At 72.9% G+C, this 25,660-nt stretch carries 2 protein-coding genes and 1 pseudogene; all 3 read left to right on the forward strand.

What is annotated here, in order from left to right; genetic code table 11:
- Nucleotides 1-3: 3 nt before the first annotated feature.
- Nucleotides 4-16,968, forward strand: a pseudogene (locus ACIQCJ_RS23575) (SDR family NAD(P)-dependent oxidoreductase); the annotation flags it as partial.
- A 21-nt stretch (nt 16,969-16,989) separates the two neighbouring features.
- Nucleotides 16,990-20,481 carry a type I polyketide synthase gene (locus ACIQCJ_RS23580; RefSeq protein ID WP_402712545.1) on the forward strand — a complete coding sequence of 1,164 codons (3,492 nt, stop codon included), beginning with the start codon at nt 16,990-16,992 and terminating at the stop codon, nt 20,479-20,481.
- Nucleotides 20,482-20,586: 105 nt separating this feature from the next.
- Complete coding sequence (locus ACIQCJ_RS23585; protein WP_402712546.1) at nt 20,587-25,605, forward strand: type I polyketide synthase; 5,019 nt, start codon at nt 20,587-20,589, stop codon at nt 25,603-25,605.
- The last annotated feature ends 55 nt before the right edge of the window (nt 25,606-25,660 follow it).

A 25,660-nucleotide genomic window follows, 5' to 3' on the forward strand; every position in this document is an offset into this window, starting at 1 on the left:
CGCGTCGCGGCCGACCTGCACCAGACCCGGCAGGAGTTGCAGGAGGTCAAGGACCGGGAGAGCGAGCCGATCGCGATCGTCGGCATGGCCTGCCGGTTCCCCGGTCACGTCGGCACACCCGAGGACTTCTGGCGGCTGCTCGACACCGGCGGCGACGCCATCGCCGACTTCCCGTCCGACCGAGGCTGGGACATCGAGGCCCTTTACGACGCGGACCCCGACGCGCCCGGCAAGACGTACCTCCTCAAGGGCGGATTCCTCGACGGGGCAGGGGACTTCGACGCCGAGCTGTTCGGCGTCTCGCCGCGTGAGGCCCTGGGCATGGACCCGCAGCAGCGGCTCGTCCTGGAGTCGTCGTGGGAGGTGCTGGAGCGCGCCGGTATCGACCCCAGCTCGCTCAAGGGCACCAAGACCGGCGTGTTCGTCGGCGCCGCGGGGACCGGCTACCTCACCAACATGCAGCAGGTGCCCGAAGGCGTCGAGGGCTACACCGGCACCGGCTCCTTCATCAGCGTCATCTCCGGCCGCGTCTCGTACTCCCTGGGCCTCGAAGGCCCCGCGCTGACCGTCGACACCGCGTGCTCGTCGTCGCTCGTCGCCCTGCACCTGGCCGTGCAGTCCCTGCGCAACGGCGAGTCCACGCTCGCGCTCGTCGGCGGTGTGGCCGTGATGCCCACGCCGTGGGTCTTCGTCGACTTCAGCCGACAGCGCGGTCTCGCGCCCGACGGCCGCTGCAAGGCGTTCGCCGCCGGGGCAGACGGCACCGCCTGGTCCGAGGGCGTCGGCATGCTCCTTGTCGAACGGCTCTCCGACGCACGGCGCAACGGCCACAACGTCCTTGCGGTGGTGCGCGGTTCAGCCCTCAACCAGGACGGCGCGAGCAACGGCCTCACCGCGCCGAACGGCCCCTCCCAGCAGCGCGTCATCCGCGCAGCCCTCGCCAACGCCGGTCTGACCGGCGACGAGGTCGACGCGGTCGAGGCGCACGGTACGGGCACGACGCTCGGCGATCCGATCGAGGCGCAGGCACTGCTCGCCACCTACGGCAAGGGCCGCACGGGAGGCCGCCCGCTGTGGCTCGGGTCGGTCAAGTCGAACCTGGGCCACACCGCGCACACCGCAGGCATGGCGGGTGTCATCAAGATGGTGCTGGCCCTCCAGGAGGAGAAGCTGCCGCGCACCCTGCACATCGACGCGCCCACCTCGAACGTCGACTGGTCCGCGGGCGCGGTCCGTCTGCTGGAACAGCCGGTCGACTGGAAGCGCGGGGACCGCCCGCGCCGGGCCGCCGTGTCCTCGTTCGGCATCAGCGGGACGAACGCCCACGTGATCCTGGAAGACGCACCCCCGGCCGACGAACCCGCGTCCGTGGACGAAACGACCTCCGCTCAGGGCCCGTTGGGCGAGCTGGCAACGGTGCCGTGGGTGGTGTCCGGGCGATCCACCGCCGCGCTGCGCGGCCAAGCCGCGAGGCTCGCCGCCTTTGCGGCCGACTCGAACGAGCTGCCCGCCCCAACGCACATCGGGCGCGCACTTGCCGTCTCCCGCGCGGCACTTGAGCACCGCGCGGTGACCCTCGCCGACGACATCAAGGCAATGGTGCCGGGGCTGGCGGCCCTGTCGGAGGGCGTTGCGGCCTCGGGTGTGGTGTCCGGTGTGGTGCGTCCGGGCGCGGGTCGGGTGGCGTTCGTCTTTCCTGGTCAGGGGTCGCAGTGGTCGGGGATGGCGACTGAGCTTCTGGGGTCGTCTCCGGTGTTCGGGGCGCGGTTGGCGGAGTGTGACGCGGCGCTGCGTCCGTATGTCGGTTCGTCGGTGGTGGAGGCGATCCGTAGCGGGGCTCTGGACGATGTGGTCGTGGTTCAGGGGGCGTTGTGGGCGGTGATGGTGTCGCTTGCCGAGGTGTGGCGGTCGGTGGGCGTTGAGCCGGGTGCGGTGATCGGTCACAGTCAGGGTGAGATCGCGGCGGCGTGTGTGGCGGGTGCGTTGTCGGTGGAGGATGCGGCGCGCGTGGTGGCGTTGCGGGCGAAGGCCATTCGCGGGACCTTGTCGGGCAACGGTGGGATGGTGTCGGTCGCGCTGCCCGCGCAGGACGTACGGGAGCGGATCGCGCGCTGGGACGGTCGTATTTCTGTCGCGTCGGTGAACGGGCCTTCCTCCACGGTCGTTTCGGGCGAACCCCTGGCGCTCGCTGAGCTGCTGACGGCGTGTGAGGCCGAGGGCGTACGGGCGCGCCGTATCGATGTGGACTACGCCTCGCACTCGGTGCAGGTGGACGCCATACGCGACGAGGTCGTTGAGGCTCTGTCCGGCATCGAGCCGCAGTCCACGCAGGTGCCGTTCTACTCGACGGTGACCGGCGGCCGTATCGACACGAGCACGTTGGACGCTGCGTACTGGGTGACCAACCTCCGTCAGGAAGTCCGTTTCGACGAGACCGTCCGGGCGCTCCTCGCCGACGACTTCACGTACTTCGTGGAGTCCAGCCCCCACCCGGTTCTCGCAGTCGGTCTCGCCGAGACCTTCGAGGACGCGGGATCGGACGCCGTCGCCCTGGGCACCCTCCGCCGTGACGAGGGCGGTCAGGAGCGCTTCCTGACCTCGCTGGCGGAGGGTTGGGTACGCGGCCTGCCCGTCGAATGGCGGTCCGTCTTCGCGGGAACCGCCGCCCACCACGTCGACCTGCCCACGTACGCCTTCCAGCATCAGCGCTACTGGCTGGAGTCCGGCTCGCTCGGCAGCGCGGACGCCTCGTCGCTGGGGCTCGGGGCGGCCGACCATCCGCTGCTGGGCGCGGCCGTACAACTCGCCGACGAGAACGCCCTGTTGCTGACCGGCCGGATCTCCCTGCGTACGCACGCGTGGCTGGCCGACCACGCCGTGAACGACACCGTACTGCTGCCCGGCGCGGCCTTCGTGGAACTCGCCTTGCGTGCCGGTGAGGAGATCCGCGCCGAGCAGATCGACGAGCTGATCCTTGAGGCGCCGCTGGTGATCCCCGAGGGCGGTGCCGTCCAGCTCCAGGTGGCGGTCGGCGGCCCGGACGCAGACGGACGCCGTGAGATCACGATTCACTCGCGCGGCGAGGACGGCATCGCGGACGACGAACCGTGGACACGGCACGCCGTCGGCGTCCTCAGTACGGAACGGTCCGCTGAAAGCGCCGGGTTGACCGACTGGCCGCCCGCCGGTGCCCGGCCGGTCCCGGTCGAGGACTTCTACGCCCGGGTGGCGGCGGCGGGTTACGGCTACGGTCCGGCGTTCCAGGGCCTGCGCGCCGCGTGGCGGCAGGGCGACGACGTGTACGCCGAGGTCACGCTGCCCGACGCGGCGGCCAAGGACGCCGAACGCTTCGCCCTCCACCCCGCCCTGCTCGACGCGGTCCTGCACGCCGTGTCCCTGCTCAACGGCGGTACGCCGGAGTCGGCGCCGCTGCGGCTGCCCTACGCGTGGGAAGGCGTGGCGCTGTCCGCCGTCGGCGCGAGTCGGCTGCGGCTGCGGGTCCGCCCGCTGGACGGCGGTGCCGTCGCGCTGACGCTCGCCGACGCGGCAGGGGCCCCGGTCGGGGAGGTTCAGTCCGTCGTCCTGCGTGAGACCACCCCCGAGCAGCTCCGGCAGGCCGACGGCACCGCCGGCCGGGACGGCCTCTTCGCCCTGGACTGGACACCGCTGCCCGTTTCCGCCGGGGCCGCCGTTCCCGCGCCGGGACCGGTCCTCACTCTGGGCGGCGGCCAGGACGTCACGCATGTCGCCGCGCTGCTGGCGGGCCTGGACGCGGGCACCCTGGAACCCCCCGCCCATGTGATCACCCGGCTGGGTCCCGGGAACACCCGGTCGGAGGTCGACCGTGAGCTGCCGTCGCGGGTGCGCACCGCCGTCACCGACGCGCTCGCCCTCGTCCAGGCATGGCTCGCCGACGAGCGGCTGAACGCCTCGCGGCTGGTCGTCGTCACCACCCGGGCGGTCTCCACCGGGCCGGACGACGAGGTGGCGGACCTCGTGCACGCACCCGTGTGGGGGCTGCTGCGGACCGCCCAGTCCGAGGCGCCGGACCGCTTCCTCCTGGTCGACACCGACGGCACCGCTGGCACGGACGGCACCCGTGGCACCAATGCCGCTTCCGGCACCCTGGCCGCCGCTGTCGCCTCCGCCGTCGACCTCGGCGAACCGCAGATCGCGATACGCGACGGCGTGCTCCTCGCGCCCCGTTTCGCCCGCGTCGCCCCGGCCGGGCCCGCGCCGGTGCCGCTGCGCGACGACGGGACCGTGCTCATCACCGGCGGAACCGGCACCCTCGGACGGCTCCTCGCCGAGCATCTGGTCTCGGCGCACGGGGTGCGGCATCTGCTGCTGGTCGGCCGCCGGGGCCGGGCGGCCACGGGCGCACCGGAGTTGGAGCGGCGCTTGCTGGACGCGGGCGCGTCGAGCGTCGAGATCGCGGTTTGTGACGTGGCCGACCGGGCGTCGTTGGCCGCGCTGTTGGAGGCGATTCCCTCCGACCGGCCGCTGACGGGTGTGGTGCACGCGGCCGGCGTGCTCGACGACGGAGTGGTATCGGCACTGACGCCCGATCAGGTGGCGCGAGTCCTCGCGCCGAAGGTGGACGCGGCGGTGCATCTGCACGAGCTGACACGGCACTTGGACCTGTCGCTGTTCGCGCTGTTCTCCTCGATCGCCGGTGTGCTCGGCAACCCGGGCCAGGCCGGTTACGCGGCGGCCAACGTCTTCCTGGACGCCCTCGCCACGCGCCGCCGCGCCGAGGGACTGCCGGTCACCGACCTGATCTGGGGCTACTGGTCAGAGGCCAGCGAGCTGACGGCCCACCTCGGCGACGCCGACGTGGCCCGCTACCTGCGAATGGGCGTCACGCGGATGTCGCCCGAGCAGGGCCTGGCACTCTTCGACGCCGTCGCGTCCGCCGACGGCGGCTCCGGGATCCACGTCGTCAGCCGCCTCGACCTGCGCGCCCTGCGCAGCGCGGCCCGTGCGGGCGAACCCGTCCTCCCGCTCTACCGGGGCCTGGTCCGCGGCCGACCGCGCCGCGCCACCGACGTCGGCGGCGACTCCGACAGCCTCCTGCGCGCCCTCACCGGCCTGACCGAGGAGGACCAACTCCGCTATCTGCTCGACCTGGTCCGTGGCCGCGCCGCGACAGTCCTCGGATACGCCGACCCGTCCGCCGTCGAACCCGCCCGCAGTTTCAAGGAGTTCGGCTTCGACTCGCTGACCGGCCTGCAACTGCGCAACGCGCTCGCGGGAGCGACGGGCCTGCGGCTCCCCGCCACCCTCGTCTTCGACTATCCGACGCCACGGGCGTTGGCCGGTTTCCTCCGCACGCTGGTGCTCGGTGACGAGCGCACCGGTCAGGTCGCCGCCCGTAGGGGTACGGCGGGTCCCCTGTCGGCGCGTGAGACGGCCGACCCGGTGGTGATTGTGGGGATGGCGTGTCGGTATCCGGGTGGTGTGGGTTCGCCTGAGGAGTTGTGGTCGCTGGTTGCTTCGGGTGGGGATGCGGTGTCGGGGTTCCCGGTGGACCGTGGTTGGGATGTTGAGGGGCTGTTTGATCCGAATCCTGGTGTGGCGGGGCGGAGTTATGCGCGTGAGGGCGGGTTCCTCTATGGGGCGGGGGAGTTTGACGCGGGGTTCTTCGGGGTGTCTCCGCGTGAGGCGTTGTCGATGGATCCGCAGCAGCGGCTGTTGCTGGAGGCGTCGTGGGAGGTGTTGGAGCGGGCGGGTATTGATCCCGGTTCGCTGAAGGGCAGTTCGACGGGTGTCTTCACCGGAGTCATGCACCACGACTACGCCGTGGGCGCCGATGCCACGGCCAACGACACCGAGGGCTACGCCCTGATGGGCTCGTCCCCGGCCGCCGTGTCCGGCCGCGTGTCGTACACCTTCGGGTTCGAGGGTCCGGCGATGACGGTGGACACGGCGTGCTCGTCGTCGCTGGTCGCGATGCACCTGGCGGCGCAGGCCCTGCGGTCGGGGGAGTGCACCCTCGCCCTGGCCGGCGGCGTCACGGTGATGTCCACGCCCACCCTTTTTGTGGAGTTCAGCCGTCAGCGGGGCATGGCGCCCGACGGCCGGAGCAAGGCGTTCTCAGCAGCGGCGGACGGTGCCGGGTGGGGCGAAGGTGTCGGCGTCTTGCTGCTGGAGCGGCTGTCGGACGCGCGGCGCAACGGTCACCGGGTGCTGGCGGTGATGCGGGGCTCCGCGGTGAACCAGGACGGTGCGTCGAACGGGCTGACCGCCCCGAACGGTCCTTCCCAGGAGCGGGTGATCCGGGCCGCCCTGGACAGTGCGGGGCTGACGGCCGCAGATGTCGATGTGGTCGAGGCGCACGGTACGGGGACCACGCTCGGGGACCCGATCGAGGCGCAGGCGCTGCTGGCCACCTATGGCCAAGAGCGTGGCGGCGAGGACCCGTTGTGGCTGGGCTCGGTGAAGTCGAACATCGGCCACACGCAAGCCGCGGCCGGGGTCGCGGGCGTCATCAAGATGGTCGAGGCGATGCGCCACGAGGTGCTGCCCAAGAGCCTTTACGCGGACGAGCCGACGCCGCACGTCGACTGGACGAGCGGCGCGGTCGAATTGCTCGCCGAGGCGATGCCGTGGACCGCCGACACCCACCCGCGCCGCGCGGGGATCTCGGCCTTCGGGGCGAGCGGGACGAACGCGCACGTGATCCTGGAGGAGCCAGGGGGCGACGCTGGGGCCGACACCTCCGCGGAGCCAGAGCGCGAGCCCGAAGTCGGCCCGGACGCAGGCCCGTTGGGGTCGCTGACGGTGGTGCCGTGGGTGGTGTCCGCGCGGTCGGCGGACGCGCTGCGCGGCCAGGCCGGACGCCTGGCGTCCTTCGCAGGGACGGACGACGCACCTGCCCTCACCTCGGTCGGCCGTGAACTGGCCCTCTCCCGAGCGGCGTTGCCGCACCGGAGCGTAGTCCTGGCCGCCGACGCCGAACACGCCCAGGACATCCTCGGCGCGCTCGCCGAAGGAGCCCCGGCCGCCCGACTCGTCACCGGCGCGACGCGATCGGGCGACGGCCGGGTGGCGTTTGTTTTCCCTGGTCAGGGGTCGCAGTGGGCGGGGATGGCGATGGAGTTGCTTGCTTCGTCCCCGGTGTTCGCGGCGCGGTTGGCGGAGTGTGACGCGGCCCTGTTGCCTTACGTCGGTTCGTCGGTGGTGGAGGCGATCCGCGAGGGCGCTCTGGATGACGTGGTGGTGGTTCAGGGGGCGTTGTGGGCGGTGATGGTGTCCCTGGCCGAGGTGTGGCGGTCGGTGGGCGTGCGGCCCGGTGCGGTGATCGGTCACAGTCAGGGTGAGATCGCGGCGGCGTGTGTGGCGGGTGCGTTGTCGGTGGAGGATGCGGCGCGCGTGGTGGCGTTGCGGGCGAAGGCCATTCGCGGGACCTTGTCGGGCAACGGTGGGATGGTGTCCGTCGCGCTGCCCGCGCAGGACGTACGGGAGCGGATCGCGCGCTGGGACGGTCGTATTTCTGTCGCGTCGGTGAACGGGCCCTCGTCCACGGTCGTTTCGGGCGAACCCCTGGCGCTCGCTGAGCTGCTGACGGCGTGTGAGGCCGAGGGCGTACGGGCGCGCCGTATCGATGTGGACTACGCCTCGCACTCGGCACAGGTGGACGCGATCCGGGACGAGGTCGTTGAGGCCCTGTCGGGCATCGAGCCGCAGTCGTCGCAGGTGCCGTTCTACTCGACGGTGACCGGCGGCCGTATCGACACGAGCACGCTGGACGCTGCGTACTGGGTGACCAACCTCCGCCAGGAAGTCCGTTTCGACGAGACGGTCCGGGCTCTGCTCTCCGACGGCTTCGGCTACTTCGTGGAGTCCAGCCCCCACCCGGTTCTCGCGGTCGGTCTCGCCGAGACCTTCGAGGACGCGGGGTCGGACGCCGTCGCCCTGGGCACCCTCCGCCGCGACGAAGGCGGCCAGGAAAGGTTCCTGACCTCCCTCGCCCAAGGCTGGGTACGCGGCCTGCCCGTCGACTGGCGGTCCGTCTTCGCCGGTACGCCGGATTCGACGGGTGCCGGGCAACTCGCCCTGCCGACGTACGCCTTCCAGCACGAGCACTACTGGCTGACTGCCGACGCCGCGCGCGCCGGGGACCCGAGCGGGCTCGGGCAGGCCGCTGCGGACCACCCCCTGCTCGGCGCGGTGGTGCGGCTGGCCGGTTCGGATCAGGTGGTGCTCACGGGCCGGTTGTCGCTGGCGTCGCACGCGTGGCTGGGCGATCACCGGGTGGAGGGGACCGTCCTGGTCCCCGGTGCCGCGCTGGCGGAGTGGGCGCTGCGGGCCGCTGACGAGGTCGGGGCCGGGTGCGTAGAGGAGCTGACGCTTCAGGCACCGCTCGTCGTTCCGGAGAGCGGCGGCGTACAGGTACAGGTCTCCGTCGGCGGGCCCGACGCGGACGGACGGCGCGAACTCGGCATCCACTCACGGCCCGAAGGGGCGGGGGAGTCGGCGCCCTGGGCTCTGCACGCGGTCGGCACTCTCGCGGTCGCGTCCGACACCGCAGAGGTGACCGAGGACTTGACCGCGTGGCCGCCGCCCGGCGCCGTGCCGGTACCGGTCGAGGACTTCTACGCCGAGGTGGGCGCGTCCGGTTACGGCTACGGTCCGGCGTTCCAGGGGCTGCGCGCCGCGTGGCGGCACGGCGACGACGTCTACGCCGAGGCCGCGCTGCCGGACGAACTCCACCAGGACGCGGCCAAGTTCGGCATCCACCCGGCCCTGCTCGACGCGGCCCTGCACGGGATCGTCCTGCTGCGCGGCGGCTCGCCCGCCGAACTCACCGCCCTGCGGCTGCCGTTCGCCTGGACCGACATGGTGCTGGGCGCGGTCGGCGCGACCTCCGTACGCGTACGGCTGCGGCCTGCGGGCGAGGACGCCGCCTCGGTGCTCCTGGCCGATGCCGAGGGGGCTCCCGTGGTATCGGTGGCATCGCTCGCGCTGCGCACGGCGACCGCCGACCAGATCCGCGTCGCCGCCGCGAGTGCGGCAGGCACGGCCGACGGCCTGTACCGCGTGGACTGGGTGCCGGCCGCGCTGTCCGCCGATGGCGGCGCGCCCGACGGATGCGTGTTCCTGGAACGGCTTTCCGACATCGACGCGGCGCAGCCGGTTCCGCCGCTGGTCGGCCTGGTGCTGCCCCCGGCGTCAGTCTCCGGCGATGTGCCGGGTGTGGTGGCGGAGGCGGTGACCGGCGTGCTGGGTCTGGTCCAGGAGTGGCTGGTAGAGGAGCGGTTCGCTGATTCGCGGTTGGTTCTCGTCACCCGTGGCGCGGTGTCCACTCACAGCGGTGAGCCTGTCGCCGATCTGGTCCACGCCCCGGTGTGGGGCCTGGTGCGCAGCGCGCTCGCCGAGAATCCCGGGCGTTTCCTGCTGATCGACTCAGACGCCGACGTCGATGTCGACGTCCACCTCGCGTCGGGACAGACGGCGGTGCGTGACGCGCTCGCCTACGCGGTCGGTGTCGCGGTGGCGGCGGGTGAGCCGCAGGTGGCGGTGCGTGGTGGTGAGGTGCTGGTGCCGAGGCTGGTGCGGGCGCCTGCCGGTGGCGGGGGGTTGGTGCCGCCCGCCGAGGGCGCGTGGCGGCTGGTCGCCTCCGGCGACGGCACGCTCGACGGACTGTCCGTCGAGCCGGACCCGGCCGCCGAGGCGCCGCTCGTCGCCGGTCAGGTGAGGGTCGACGTCCGTGCCGCGGGAGTCAACTTCCGCGATGTGCTGATCAATCTGGGGATGTACCCCGACCCGGACGCGTACCTCGGAACCGAGGGTGCGGGTGTCGTGGTCGAGGTCGGTCCTGGCGTCGCGGGTGTTGTGGTGGGTGACCGGGTGATGGGTCTGCTGCCGGAGTCGTTCGGGCCGTTGGCGGTGGTGGACGAGCGGTTGGTCGTGCGGGTGCCGGAGGGCTGGAGCTTCGAGCAGGCCGCCGCCGTCCCCGTCGTCTTCATGACCGCCTGGTTCGGCCTGGCCGATCTCGGCGAACTCCAGTCCGGACACAGGGTGTTGATTCACGCCGCTGCCGGTGGTGTGGGGATGGCGGCCACGCAGTTGGCCCGGCACTGGGGTGCCGAGGTCTTCGGGACGGCCAGCGAGGGCAAGTGGGACACCCTCCGGCTGGCGGGTCTCGCCGAGGACCACATCGCCTCTTCCCGCACCCTCGACTTCGAGGACGCGTTCCGGCAGGCCACCGATGGCCACGGCATGGACGTCGTTCTCAACTCGCTGGCGCGGGAGTTCGTGGACGCGTCGCTGCGGTTGCTGCCGCGTGGCGGCCGGTTCCTGGAGATGGGCAAGACCGACATCCGCGACCCGCAGGCCGTCGCTGCCGAGCACCCCGGCGTCACGTACCACCCGTACGCCCTCACCGACATCTCTCCGGACCGACTCGGCGAAATTCTCCGCGAGTTGGCGGGGTTGTTCGCGGAGGGTGTGCTGGAGCCGTTGCCGGTGCGGGTGTGGGACGTACGGCGGGCGGGTGAGGCGTTGCGGTTCATGTCGCAGGCGCGGCATGTCGGCAAGGTCGTGCTGCGTCTTCCCCGCCGGGTTGATGCCGCGAGTGCGGTGGTGATCACGGGTGGTACGGGTCTGCTGGGCGGGCTGGTGGCCCGGCATCTGGTGGCCTCGTACGGGGTCCGGGATCTGGTGCTGGCCAGCCGACGGGGCGAGGACGCTCCCGGAGCGGCCGAGTTGGTGGCGGAGTTGGTGGCGGCCGGTGCGCGGGTCGAGGTCGTGGCGTGTGATGTCGCGGCCCGGGACGAGGTGGCTGGGCTGCTCGCGCGCTTCGGCGGGGACCGGCCGTTGGGTGGTGTGGTGCACTGCGCGGGCGCGCTGGACGACGGTCTGGTGCCGGGCCTGGACGCGGAACGTATCCGGAGTGTGCTGGGCGCGAAGGTGGATGCGGCGTGGCATCTGCATGAGCTGACCCGGGACCTGGACCTGTCGTTGTTCGTGCTGTTCTCGTCCCTCGCGGGCGTGGTGGGCACGGCGGGGCAGGGCAATTACGCGGCGGCGAACACGTTCCTGGACGCTCTGGCGGGCGTGCGCCGTACGAGTGGCGCTGCGGCTGTGTCGATGGCATGGGGACACTGGGCCACCGACTCCGAGCTGACGGGCTCCCTCGGCGAAGTGGACCGGGCACGCCTGGCCCGTTCCGGCGTGGTGCCGATGAGCGTCGAGCAGGGGATCGGGCTGTTCGACGCGGCCGTCGGCTGGGACGCACCGCTCGCCGTCACCGCCCGCCTCGCGCCCGGCGACGCCCAGAGCACGGGAGAAGCCTTCCACGCCCTCACCCGTGAACTGACCACCGCGTCCGTCCGCAAGTCCCGTGCCGTGGCGACCAGTTCGGCCCGTGCCGACTCCTCGGTCCTGGTCCGGCGGCTCTCCGCGCTGTCGGCCGCCGAACGGACCGAGGCCCTGCGCGATGTCGTACGCACGCACGTCGCGGCGGTGCTCGGCCACGGGTCGCCGGCCGCCGTCGACCCCGAGCGGGCGTTCAAGGAGCTGGGCTTCGACTCGCTGACCGGTGTCGAGCTGCGCAACCGCCTCGGTGCCGCGATCGGGCAGCGGCTCGCGGCCACGGTGGTCTTCGACCACCCGACCCCCGACGCCCTCGCCGCGCATCTGGCGGACGAACTGGGCCTCGGCGCCGCGACCGCCGACGACCGTGCCCCGGCCGGAGTCCTTCCGGCGGCGGCCGGGCTCGACGACGATCCCGTCGCCGTCGTCGCCATGACCTGCCGCTTCCCGGGCGGCGCCGATTCGCCCGAGCAGTTGTGGGACCTGGTGGCGTCGGGCACCGACGCGATCTCCGGGTTCCCCACCGACCGGGGTTGGGACCTCGCGGACCTGTACGACCCGGATCCGGCCAGGTCGGGCAAGAGCTACGCCCAGCAGGGCGGTTTCGTGCGAGGTGCGACGGACTTCGACGCCGAGCTGTTCGGCATCTCGCCGCGCGAGGCGCTGGCCATGGACCCGCAGCAGCGGCTCGTACTCGAGGCGGCCTGGGAGGCCGTGGAACGCGCCGGGATCGACGTGGCCACGCTGCGCGGCAGCCGTACCGGTGTGTTCATCGGCGCGGTCGGCACCGGCTACGGCCAGGACCCCGACCTTCAGCAGCGCGTCGAGGGGTACTCGGTCACCGGGAACGTGCTGAGCGTCATCTCCGGCCGCGTCTCGTACGTCCTCGGCCTCGAAGGACCGGCGATGACGGTGGACACGGCCTGTTCGTCGTCGCTGGTCGCCCTGCACCTGGCGGCTCAGGCGCTACGGGCGGGGGAGTGCTCGCTGGCCCTGGTCGGCGGGGTGACGGTGATGCCGGTCCCGTTCGGCTTCGTGGAGTTCAGCCGCCAGCGCGTGCTGTCGCCCGATGGCCGGTGCAGGGCGTTCGCCGCGGACGCCGACGGCACCGGCTTCTCGGAGGGCGTCGGCATGCTGGTGGTCGAGCGGCTGTCGGAGGCCCGCCGCAACGGCCACCGCGTCCTCGCCGTCATGCGCGGCTCCGCCGTCAACCAGGACGGCGCGAGCAACGGCCTCACCGCGCCGAACGGCCCCTCCCAGCAGCGCGTCATCCGCGCTGCTCTCGCCAATGCCGGTCTGACCGGCGACGAGGTCGACGCGGTCGAGGCGCACGGCACCGGCACCAACCTCGGGGACCCGATCGAGGCGCAGGCGCTGCTCGCCACCTACGGCAGGGACCACGCGCGGGACCAGCCGCTGTGGCTGGGCTCCATCAAGTCCAACATCGGCCACACGCAGGCCGCGGCCGGTGTCGCGGGTCTGATCAAGATGGTCATGGCGATGGGCCACGGCACGCTGCCCAGCACTCTGCACGCCGAGGAGCCCTCGCCCGAGGTGGACTGGTCCTCCGGCAGGCTCCGGCTGCTCAACGCGGCGACGCCGTGGCCCGACCGGGGCCGCCCGCGCCGCGCCGCGGTCTCCTCGTTCGGCATCAGCGGAACGAACGCGCACGTGATCCTGGAAGAGCCGCCCGCGGCGCCGGTCGAGGCGGTCGAACTGGCCGGTCCTGGCTCGGAGTTCGGCGAGAGGGCCGAACCCGAAACGTCGGACGCGCCCGCCGTACCCGCCGCCCCGGCCCCGGCCGCCGTCGTGGGGGACCCGCCCGGCACCGTCGTCCCCTGGGTGCTCTCCGCCAAGTCCGCGGCGGCGCTGCGCGCGCAGGCCGGACGCCTCGCGGCCTTCGTGGCCGACCGGCCCGACACCACGGACGCCGAGATCGGGCACGCGCTGGCGACCACCAGGACCGTCCTGGAACAGCGGGCCGTCGTCCTGGCGGGTGACCGCGCGCAGGCCGCCGCCGCGCTCGGCGGGCTCGCCGACGGTACGCCGATCGCAGGGGCGGTCACCGGCGCCGCCGACGTACGCGGCAGGGTGGCCTTCGTCTTTCCCGGACAGGGCTCGCAGTGGAAGGGCATGGGGGCCGAACTCCTCGACACCTCAGCGGTGTTCGCCGAGCGGTTCGCCCAGTGCGACGCGGCGCTCCGCGTCCACCTGGACTGGTCGGTCACCGACGTCGTGCGCGGAATGCCCGGCGCGCCCTCGCCGGACCTGATCGAGGTTCTGCAACCCGTGCTGTTCGCCGTCAACGTCTCCCTGGTCGAACTGTGGCGGTCGGTCGGTGTCGAACCCGCCGCCGTCGTCGGCAGCAGCCAAGGCGAGATAGCCGCCGCGCTGGTGGCGGGCGCGCTCACGATGGAAGACGCCGCCGAGATCATCGCGCTGCGCAGCGCCCTGTTCGCCGCCGAACTCGTCGGCAACGGCGCGGTCGCCTCGGTGGCGCTGCCCGTCGCCGAGGTCGAGGCGCGAACAGCCGCGTGGAGCGGGCGACTTGACATCGCCGGACGCAACGGCCCGACCGCCGTCACCGTGGCCGGAGACACCGAGGCGCTGACGGAATTCGTCGCGGCCTGCGAGGCCGACGGCGTCCGAGCCCGCGTCGTCGGGTCGACCGTGGCCTCCCACTGCGCCCAGGTCGAGCCGCTGCGCGAGCGGATCATGGAACTGTTCGCGCACATCACACCGCGCCGCGCCACCGTCCCGTTCTACTCGACCGTCACCGGCGGCCTCGTCGACACGACGACCCTCGACAACGCGTACTGGTACCTCAACGCCCGCCGCCCGGTGGACTTCCAGGCCGCGGTGCTGGCCATGGAGAGCGACGGCTTCCGGTTCTTCGTCGAGGCCAGCGCGCACCCGGTGCTCACCACCGCCATGGCCGCGACCTTCGAGGACGCCGAGCGCGACGGCGTCGCGGTCGGCACGCTGCGCCGTGACGAAGGCGGCATGGCGCGCTTCACCACCTCCGTGGCCGAGGGCTTCGTCCGCGGCCTGCCCGGCGTCGACTGGCGGCCCCTGGCACCCGGTTCGGGCGGTACGCCGCTGGCCCTGCCGACGTACGCCTTCCAGCGCCGCCGCTTCTGGCTGGACGACCTGCGGGACCGTACCGCGCCCACCACCAGCGGCACGGGCGACCTCGCCGACGCCGGATTCTGGGCCGCCGTCGAACGCGGCGACCTGGAGCACCTGGCCGGGGAACTCGAACTCGACGCCGGAGAGGACGAGTTGGCGACGGTCCTGCCAGCGCTGTCGTCCTGGCGCCGCCGCAGCCTGGACCGTACGGCCCTGGACCGCTGGCGTTACGGCATCGCCTGGCGCGCCCTGAACACCGCGAACGCCGCTGCGCCGCGCGGGCGGTGGACGATCCTCAGCTTCCCGGACGAGCCGTGGGCCGCCGCGGCGGGCGACGCGCTCGCCGCCGCGGGCACCACGGTCACCCACATCGAGATCCCCGCCGACCGGACCGACCGGGCGGCCCTCGCCGAACTCCTCCGGACGGTCGAGGCCGACGGCGTGCTGTCTCTCCTCGCCCTCGGGGACTCCGAGACCGGCGGTCAGGGGGCGGACGGGTCCGAGACGGGTGTGCCGAAGGCGGGCGGTTCCGAGACGGTTGGCGCCGCCAATGGCGGTGCCGAGGAGGCTGCCGCGCACGAGGTGCCCGGAGCGTCCGCAGTCGACGGCACCGGCCCTGCGGTCTCCGACACCAGCGCGCCCGGCCACGCCACCGCTGGCTCCGGCACGCCCGGCCACGCCCCTGCCTGGCGCGAAGCCCCGGCACCGGCTGCCGCCGGTCTCTCCCCGGCCGCCCGCGTCACCCTCGCCCTCGCCCAGGCCGCGGCCGACGCCGAACTGACCGGGCGGCTGTGGGCGGCCACCGCGGAGGGCGTCAGGACGGCACCGGGCGACGCGGGGCCCCGCTCCGGCCAGGCCGAGGTCTGGGGCCTGGGCCGGGCCATCGCCCTGGAGCAGCCCCGCCAGTGGGGCGGCCTGGTCGACCTGCCGCCCGTGCCCGACGCGTCCGCCGCCGTCCGGCTCGCCGCCGTCCTCGGCGGACTGCCCGGCCCTGACGGGACCGCCGACCCGGCAGCCGCCGACGCCCTGGCCGTGGACCCAGCGTCCGGCGGCTCCGCGTCCGCCGTCGAGGACCAGGTCGCGGTACGGGCCTCCGGAGTCCACGGGCGGCGGCTCATCCGTACGCCTCTCGGGGCCGCGCACTCCGCACGAGCCGCCGCGTGGCGGCCCGACGGCACCGTTCTGATCACCGGGGGAACGGGCGGGATCGGCGCGCGCGTCGCCCGCAGACTCGCCGCCGAAGGCGCCCCGCACCTGCTGCTCGCGGGCCGCCGCGGCCCCGACGCGCCCGGCGCGGCCGAACTGCGCGCGGAGTTGGAGGCGGCGGGCGCCGCCGTCACGTTCGCCGCGTGCGACGTCGCCGACCGGTCCGAGGTGGCCGCGCTCCTCGCGGGCGTCCCCGCCGACCGGCCGCTGAGCGCGGTCTTCCACGCGGCCGGCGCCCCGCAGACCTACCTGGCCGCCATCGACACCACCGACGAGGACATCACCCGCATCGCCTCGGCCAAGATCGCCGGAGCCCGCCACCTGGACGACCTCCTCGGCGGCACACCGCTCGACGCCTTCGTGCTCTTCTCCTCCAACGCCGGGGTCTGGGGCAGCGGAGGGCAGGCCGTCTACGCCGCCGCCAACGCGCACCTCGACGCGCTCGCCGAGCGGCGCCGCGCTCTCGGTCGTACCGCGACCTCACTGGCCTGGGGCGCCTGGGACGGCGGCGGCATGATGGAGGCCGAGGGCGCCGCCGCCTACATGGAGAGCCGCGGCGTACTGGCCATGGACCCCGAACGAGCCGCCACCGCACTGCTCCAGGCCGTCGCGCACGACGAGACGTTCGTCGCCGTCGCCGATGTCGACTGGGAACGGTTCGTCCTCGGCTTCACCGCGCTGCGCCCCAGCCCGCTGCTCGCCGAACTCCCCGAGGTACAAGCGGCGTTGCGCACCGAGACCGATCAGGCCGACTCCGCCGCCCCGACCACCGCGGGCGCCGAATTCGCCGCCCAGTTGGCGACGCTCTCCGAGCCCGACCAGCTCAAGAACGTCCTCGACCTGGTACGTGACCAAGCTGCCAGCGTTCTTCAGCACGCCGACAACTCCTCGGTACGGGCGGGCCGCACGTTCAAGGATCTCGGCTTCGACTCGCTGACCGCCGTCGAACTGCGCAACCGCCTGTCCACCGCGACCGGCCTGAAGCTGCCCGCGAGCCTGGTGTTCGACCACCCCACGCCCACCGCGCTCGCCCAGCACCTGCGGACCCGCTTCACCACCGGCGCCGCGTCCGCGGCGACCGGTCCCGTGAGCACCGGCGGGACCGGCACCGGATCCGTCCTGGACGAGCTGGACGCCCTCGCGGGCGCGGTCGCCGCTCTGCCCGCGGACGGTGAGGAGACCGCCGAAGTCGTCGGCCGCCTGGAGGAACTGCTGTGGCAGGTACGGCAACGACGCGACGGCCGGGGCGAGATCGAGTCGGCCACCGCGGAGGAGATGTTCGACCTGCTGGACCGCGAACTCGGCAACCCCTGATCCGCCGCACGCGGACGGGACATTCCTGAACCGGAGAGCCTGGAGTCGAAAAGGATGGCAATGGCGGAGAACGAGGCGAAACTGCTCGCGTACCTGAAGCGGGTGACCGGCGACCTGCGCGAGACCCAGCAGCGGCTCCGCGACGCCACCGCCGCCAGGAACGAGCCGATCGCGGTCGTCGGCATGGCCTGCCGCTACCCCGGCGGTGTCGAAACCCCCGACGAGCTCTGGCAGTTGGTCGCCGAGGGCGGCGACGCCATCACCCCGTTCCCCAAGGACCGGGGCTGGGACATCGACGACCGCTACGACGAGGACGCCGCGCGGCCCGGCAGCAACTACGTGCGGGGCGGCGGATTCCTCACCGGAGCAACCGAGTTCGACGCGTCGTTCTTCGGCATCTCCCCTCGCGAAGCCCTCGGCATGGACCCGCAGCAACGGCTCCTCCTGCCCTGCACATGGGAACTCTTCGAACGGGCAGGCATCGACCCGCTGTCCGTCAAGGGCAGCCCCACCGGCACGTTCATCGGCTTCAGCTCCGCCGACTACGGCTGGGAACTCCCCGCCATCCCCGAGGAGGTCGAGGGCTACTACGCGACGGGCAACTTCGCCAGCGTGATGTCCGGCCGCGTCGCCTACACCTTCGGGCTCGAAGGCCCGGCGATCAGCGTCGACACCGCCTGCTCGTCGTCGCTGGTCGCCATGCACCTGGCCGCCGGGGCACTGCGCAGCCGCGAATGCTCCCTGGCCGTCGCCGGCGGAGTGACCGTCATGTCCACCGCCATCGGCTACCCCGAGTTCAGCCGCCAGCGCGCCCTGTCCCCTGACGGCCGCTGCCGCGCCTTCGCGGCCTCCGCCGACGGCTTCGGCCCCGCCGAGGGCCTGGGCCTGCTCCTGCTGGAACGGCTGTCGGACGCCCGGCGCAACGGCCACCGCGTCCTGGCCCTGATCCGCGGCTCCGCGGTCAACCAGGACGGTGCGAGCAACGGCCTCACCGCCCCCAACGGCCCCTCCCAGGAACGCGTCATCCGCGCCGCGCTGCGCAGCGCCAGGATCGCCGCCACCGACGTGGACGTGGTCGAGGCGCACGGCACCGGCACCTCCCTGGGCGACCCGATCGAGGCGACCGCCCTGCTCAACACCTACGGCGCGGGACGCGACGGCCAACGGCCGCTGTGGCTCGGCTCGGTGAAGTCCAACATCGGCCACACCTCCGCCGCGGCGGGCGTGGCGGGCGTGATCAAGATGGTGCAGGCCATGCGGCACGGAGTCCTGCCGAGGACCCTGCATGTCGACGAGCCGACGCCGCACGTGGACTGGTCCGGCGGCGGGGTGCAACTGCTGACCGAGGAGCGGGAGTGGGTCAGGAGTGACGGACGTGCGCGGCGGGCGGGCGTGTCGGCCTTCGGCATCAGCGGGACGAACGCGCACCTGATCCTGGAGGAGGCCGGTGAGCCGACGGACGACGCGGGCGGCGTCGGCGGTGCGGCCGGCTCGGCGGACGCGCGCGATCCGGAAGGCCCGGGCGATCGGGCCGGTACGCCGGAGGCCCGGTCGGAACCCGCGAACGGGCCGCTCGGGCCGCTGGGCCCCGTCGTCCCGTGGCCGGTGTCCGCGCGGTCCGCCGCCGCACTGCGCGACCAGGCCGAGCGGCTGCTGGAGTACACGTTGGCCGGCCACGGCCCGGCCGCGCCGGAAATCGGCCTCGCCTTGGCGACGACCCGGGCCGCGTGGGAGCACCGCGCGGTCGTGCTGGACCCGGACCACCCCTCGGCCCTCGGCGCCCTCGCCTCAGGCACCCCCACAGGTTCCACCGTCACGGGCCTGGCCACGGTGGACGACACCGACGGCCGACCGGCCGACCACGTGGTCTTCGTCTTTCCTGGTCAGGGGTCGCAGTGGGCGGGGATGGCGTTGGGGTTGTTGGACTCCTCTCCGGTGTTCGGGGCGCGGTTGGCGGAGTGTGATGCGGCGCTGCGTCCTCACGTCGGTTCGTCGGTGGTGGAGGCGATCCGCGAGGGCGTCCTGGATGACGTGGTGGTGGTTCAGGGTGCGTTGTGGGCGGTGATGGTGTCGCTGGCGGCGGTGTGGCGGTCGGTGGGTGTCGAGCCGGGTGCGGTCATCGGTCACAGCCAGGGCGAGATCGCCGCCGCGTGCGTCGCTGGCGCGCTTTCCGTGGAGGATGCGGCGCGCGTAGTGGCGCTGCGGGCGAAGGCGATTCGCGGGACCTTGTCCGGCAACGGTGGGATGGTCTCGGTCGCCCTCCCGGCGGATGCGGTACGGGAGCGGATCGCGCGCTGGGACGGTCGTATCTCCGTCGCGTCCGTGAACGGGCCCTCGTCCACTGTCGTCTCGGGTGAACCCCTGGCGCTGGCTGAGCTGCTGACGGTGTGTGAGGCCGAGGGTGTACGGGCGCGCCGTATCGATGTGGACTACGCGTCGCACTCCGCGCAGGTGGACGCCATACGCGACGAGGTCGTCCAGGCCCTGTCCGGCATCGAGCCCCAGGTGTCGCAGATCCCGTTCTACTCGACGGTGACCGGCGCCCGTATCGACACGAGCACGCTGGACGCCGACTACTGGGTGACCAACCTCCGCCAGGAAGTCCGCTTCGACGAGACCGTCCGGGCCCTCCTCGCCGACGACTTCACGTACTTCGTGGAGTCCAGCCCGCACCCGGTTCTCGCAGTCGGTCTGGCCGAGACCTTCGAGGACGCGGGATCGGACGCCATCGCCCTGGGCACCCTCCGCCGTGACGAAGGCGGCCAGGAAAGGTTCCTGACGTCTCTCGCGGAGGGTTGGGTACGCGGCCTGCCCGTCGACTGGCGGTCCGTCTTCGCCGGAACCCCCGCCCACCACGTCGACCTGCCCACGTACGCCTTCCAACCGCGCCGCTACTGGCTGGACATCGACCGCTCCGGCCCCGCCGTCCGCACGACAGCGCGGACCGAGGTGCTGGACGACGGTCCCGACGTCGACCCGGACGCGCTGACCGTGCGGCTGGCGGGACTCGACCGCGAGGAGCGGGAGCGCGTACTGCTCGACCTGCTGCGCGTGGAGGTGGCGACGGTGCTGCGGCACGCCACTCCGGACGACGTCGCGGCCGAACGGGCCTTCAAGGAACTGGGCTTCGACTCGCTGACCGCAGTCGAACTGCGCAAGCGGCTGAGCGCGGCGACCGGATTGAAGCTCCCGGCGACTGTCGTCTTCTCCTACCCGACGCCGATCAGCCTGGTCCGCTTCCTGCTGGAGGAGATGGAAAGCGCGCCGGTCGACGGTGAACACGCCGAGGTCTTGAACGAGTTGGACGGGATCGCCACGCGGCTCGGCGGTATATCGCCGGACGGCGAGACGCGTGAGCGGATCACCCGGCGTCTGGAGTCGCTGCTCTGGGCGTGGCGCGGAGACGCGGCGACCGGTGCGGAGGCGGGCGCCGACACCGGCGCAATCGCGCTGGACACCGCGTCGGACGACGAGATGTTCGCGCTGATCGACAAACAGTTGGGCACAGGCTGAGCCGCTCCGGTCACCGCTGTCGGACAAACGTCGCAGATCGTCGAAGGAGCGAGGGGAATGGCCACCGGTAACACGGAGGAGAGGCTTCGGGAGTACCTGAAGCGGGTGATGGCCGACTTGGGCGTCACGAAGCAGCGGCTGCGGGAGGCCGAGGCCGCCGCCCAGGAGCCGGTCGCGATCGTCGGCATGGCCTGCCGCTACCCGGGCGGTGTGCGATCGCCCGAGGATCTGTGGCGGTTGGTGGATGGCGAGCGTGACGCCATCGGCCCGTTCCCCGACGACCGCGGCTGGGACCTGGCCGGACTCTTCGACCCCGACCCGGAGAGCCGTGGCACCAGTTACGTCACCGAGGGCGGATTCCTCGACGGAGCGGCCGACTTCGACCCCGCGTTCTTCGGCATTACCCCGCGCGAGGCGCTCGGCATGGACCCGCAGCAGCGGCTCATGCTGGAGATCTCCTGGGAGGCGTTCGAGCGTGCGGGCATCGACCCGCGCGCCGTGCGCGAGGAACGGGTCGGCGTCTACACCGGAATCGTCGCCAACGGATACGTGTCGCGGCTGCGGCGCACGCCCGAGCCGGTCGAGGGCTACGTCATCACCGGCACCATGTCGAGCGTCGCCGCCGGGCGGATCGCGTACACGTTCGGTCTCCAAGGGCCCGCGCTCAGCGTCGAGACGGCGTGCTCGTCGTCGCTGGTGGCCCTGCACCTGGCCGTGCAGGCGCTGCGTTCCGGCGACTGCACGATGGCGCTCGCGGGCGGCATCGCGGTCATGCCGACTCCGGACGCCTTCGTGGAGTTCAGCCGCCAGCGCGGCCTGGCGCCCGACGGCCGGATCAAGGCGTTCGCCGCCGCCGCTGACGGCACCAACTGGGCCGAAGGCGCGGGCGCGTTGCTCGTCGAGCGGCTGTCGGACGCGCGCCGCAAAGGCCACCGTGTACTGGCCGTCGTCCGTGGCACCGCGCTCAACCAGGACGGCGCCAGCAACGGACTGTCCGCCCCCAACAACCTCGCTCAGGAACGGGTGATACGCGACGCGCTCGCCGACGCCCGCCTCAGCGCCGCGGACGTGGACGTGGTCGAGGCGCACGGCACCGGCACGACGCTCGGCGACCCCATCGAGGCGCAGGCGCTGCTCGCGACGTACGGGCGGGAGCGGACCGGCGAACGGCCTTTGTGGCTGGGCTCGGTGAAGTCCAACATCGGGCACTCAGGACCCGCGGCGGGCGTGGCGGGTGTGATCAAGATGGTGCAGGCCATGCGGCACGGAGTCCTGCCGAGGACCCTGCATGTCGATGAGCCGACGCCGCATGTGGAGTGGTCCGGCGGCGGGGTGGAGCTGCTGGCGGAGGCGCGCGAGTGGGTCCGGGGCGAGGGGCGTACGCGGCGGGCGGGCGTGTCGGCCTTCGGGATCAGCGGGACGAACGCGCACGTGATCCTGGAGGAGCCGCAGGCCGCAAGCGAGGACATCGCCGAATCCGGCCCCGCCGAGGGCCCGTTGGGATCGCTCAACGTCGTTCCGTGGCCGGTGTCCGCACGGTCGGCCGCAGGGCTGCGCGGGCAGGCGGACCGGTTGGCCGCCGACCTGGCCGCTACCGCCGCAGCCGCGGACATCGGCCTCTCGCTGGCCACCACCCGCTCCGCGATGGAGCACCGCGCGGTGGTCCTGGCCGCGAACAGCACACAGGCCCTGGACGTACTCGGCGCGCTCGCGGCGGACACGCCCGCCCCCGGCCTGGTGAGCGGAGCGGTTCGCTCCGACGCGGGTCGGGTGGTGTTCGTGTTCCCTGGTCAGGGGTCGCAGTGGGCAGGGATGGCGACTGAGCTTCTGGGGTCGTCTCCGGTGTTCGGGGCGCGGTTGGCGGAGTGTGATGCTGCCCTGATGCCTTACGTGGGGTCGTCGGTGGTGGAGGCGATTCGTAGCGGGGCTCTGGACGATGTGGTCGTTGTTCAGGGGGCGTTGTGGGCGGTGATGGTGTCGCTGGCGGCGGTGTGGCGGTCGGTGGGTGTCGAGCCGGGTGCGGTGATCGGTCACAGTCAGGGTGAGATTGCCGCCGCGTGCGTGGCGGGCGCGCTTTCCGTGGAGGACGCGGCGAAGGTCGTGGCGTTGCGGGCGAAGGCCATTCGGGGGACCTTGTCGGGCAACGGTGGGATGGTGTCGGTCGCGCTGCCCGCGCAGGACGTACGTGAGCGGATCGCGCGCTGGGACGGTCGTATTTCCGTCGCGTCGGTGAACGGGCCCTCGTCCACGGTCGTTTCGGGCGAGCCGCAGGCGTTGGACGACCTTCTCGCCGCATGTGAGGCCGGGGGCGTACGGGCCCGTCGTATCGATGTGGACTACGCCTCGCACTCGGCACAGGTGGACGCCATACGCGACAAGGTCATTGAGGCCCTGTCGGGTATCGAGCCGCGATCGTCGCAGGTGCCGTTCTACTCCACGGTGACCGGCGGCAAGCTCGACACCACCGCGCTGGATGCGGCGTATTGGGTGACCAACCTCCGTCAGGAAGTCCGTTTCGACGAGACGGTCCGGGCCCTACTGGCGGACGGGTTCGGCTACTTCATCGAGGCCAGCCCGCACCCGGTCCTGGCTGTCGGCTTGGCGGAGACGTTCGAGGACGCAGGCTCCGACGCCGTGGCCCTGGGTACCCTCCGCCGTGACGAGGGCGGTCAGGAGCGCTTCCTGGCCTCGCTGGCGGAGGGTTGGGTACGCGGTCTCCCCGTCGACTGGCGGTCCGTCTTCGCCGGAACCCCCGCCCACCACGTCGACCTGCCCACCTACGCCTTCCAGCGGCAGCGCTACTGGCTGGAGGACGACGATCCTGAGCGGGCAGCGGCGGGCGGCGCGGCGAACGCCGGGGTGCCCGATGCCGTGGAAGAGGCGTTCTGGGCGGCCGTGGACGGCGGAGACGCCGATACGGTGGCCGGTGAGCTGGGCGTCGTCACCGATCTGCCGCTGCGCGAGGCGCTGCCCGCGCTGTCCACGTGGCGCAGGCGCCGTCGTGAGGCGTCGGCGGTCGACGGCTGGCGGTACCGGATCGGCTGGCGGCCGGTCGTGTCCCCGGCGCAGGTACGGCTCACCGGCCGCTGGCTGCTGGTGCTGCCCCCGGCCGACCGGTGTCCCGCCGAATGGGCCGACCTCGCGGACGCGGCCCTGACCGGCCACGGCGCCCAGGTCGAACGGCTGCACCTCGATACGACCACCACAGCGGGAAGCGCCGACGCCCTCGCCGCGGAGCTGCGGTCCCGCACCGGCGGCGACACGACCGAGCGGACCACCCCCCTCACCGGCGTCCTGTCCCTGCTCGCGCTGGACGAGACGCCCGATCCCGAGCGGCCGGCGGTTACGGAGGGCCTGGCCGCCACCGTTTCCCTGGTCCAGGCCCTGGTGGCGGTGGCCGAGGAGTCCGGGACGCAGCCGACGCTGTGGTGCGCCACCCGTGGCGCGGTGTCGGTGGCGGCGGGGGACAGGACGGTCTCGGCGGCGCAGGCGCAGATCTGGGGCCTCGGCCGGGTGGTGGCGCTGGAGCACCCCTTGCTGTGGGGCGGGCTGCTGGATCTTCCGGCCACGCCGCTCGCGGAGCTGTCCGATGAGGCGACGGTCCGGGCCGGTCGTACCCTCGCCGCCGCCCTCGCCGGGATCGCCGACGAGGACCATGTGGCGCTGCGCCCGGACCTCGGCGGGCTGCTGGGCCGTCGCCTGCTGCGGGCCCCGGCCGCCGACTCGGCCGCCGTCCGCACATGGCTGCCCGAGGGCACCGTGCTGGTCACGGGCGGTACCGGCGGGATCGGTGCGCACATCGCCCGCTGGTTGGCCGGTGGCGGGGCGCCGCACCTGGTGCTGGTCAGCCGTCGCGGGGCGGACGCGCCGGGCGCCGCCGCTCTGGAGAAGGAGCTGGTGCAGGCCGGCGCACGGGTCACCTTCGCCGCCTGCGATGTCGCGGACCGCGACGCGCTCGCCGCCGTACTCGCCGCGATCCCGGCGGAGGAACCGCTGTCGGCCGTGTTCCACGCCGCGGCCGTTCTGAACGACAGCGTGGTGGCACATCTGACCCGTGATCAGATGGAACGGGTGCTGCGCGTCAAGGCCGGTGCGGCGGTGCATCTGCACGAGCTGACGCGGGACATGAACGTGTCGGCGTTCGTGCTCTGTTCGTCGTTCGGAGCGACCTTCGGCATGCCGGGACTCGGCAACTACGCGCCAGGCAACGCGTTCCTGGACGCGCTGGCCGAGCGCCGCCGCGCCGAGGGACTTCCCGCCACCTCCGTGGCATGGGGTACGTGGGCCGGTACCGGTATGGCCGCGGGGGACGTCGGTGCCCGGGGCCGCCTGGAGGGCATCCACGAGATGGCGCCCGCGCTGGCCGTGACCGCCCTCCAACAGGCGCTCGACCGCGACGAGACGGCCCCGGTGGTCATCGACCTGCGCTGGGAGCGGTTCGCGCCCGTCTTCCACGCCAAGCGCCCGACCGCGCTGTTCACGGAGATCCCCGAGGCGGTCGCCGCACTGCGGTCCGGTGTGGCGGGCGACACGGAAGCCGCGGGGACCGGTGCGGCCACGGCGGGGGAACTGCGGTCCCGGCTGGCGGGCCGCCCGGCGGCGGAACAGGAGCGCGAGCTGGTCGAGTTGGTGCGCGGGCACGCCGCCGCGGTCACCAGCCACGTGACCCTCGACGGCGCCACGGGGGAATCCGTCGACCAGGACCGGCCGTTCCGCGAGCTGGGCTTCGACTCCCTCATGGCGGTCGAACTGCGCAACCGGATCGGTACGGCGACCGGCCTGGCCCTGCCGTCGACGCTCGTCTTCGACTATCCGACGGTCGCGGTCCTCGCCCGCCACCTGCGCGAGGAACTGGGCCTCGGCGGCGAGGACACCGCAGGGACGCCGGGCCTGGCCGAACTCGACCGACTGGAAAGCGCGTTGGCGGCCGGGCTGCCCGAGGGACCGGCCCGCGTGAAATTCGTCAAGCGCCTTGAGCGCCTGCTGTGGAAGGTCGGCGACGACGAGGCCGCGGACGACGAGGCACCCGAAGGCCACGGCGGGAGCGCGACGGACGAGGACGCGCTGGGCGCCGCGAGCAACGAGGAGATCTTCGCCCTGATCGACCGTGAGCTGGGCACGTGATGACCCGCTCGTTCTTTGGAAACCCCGCCCGCAGGTCCCCACGAACCCCGGAGTG

Source organism: Streptomyces sp. NPDC093221 (assembly GCF_044753885.1).
GTDB lineage: Bacteria > Actinomycetota > Actinomycetes > Streptomycetales > Streptomycetaceae > Actinacidiphila.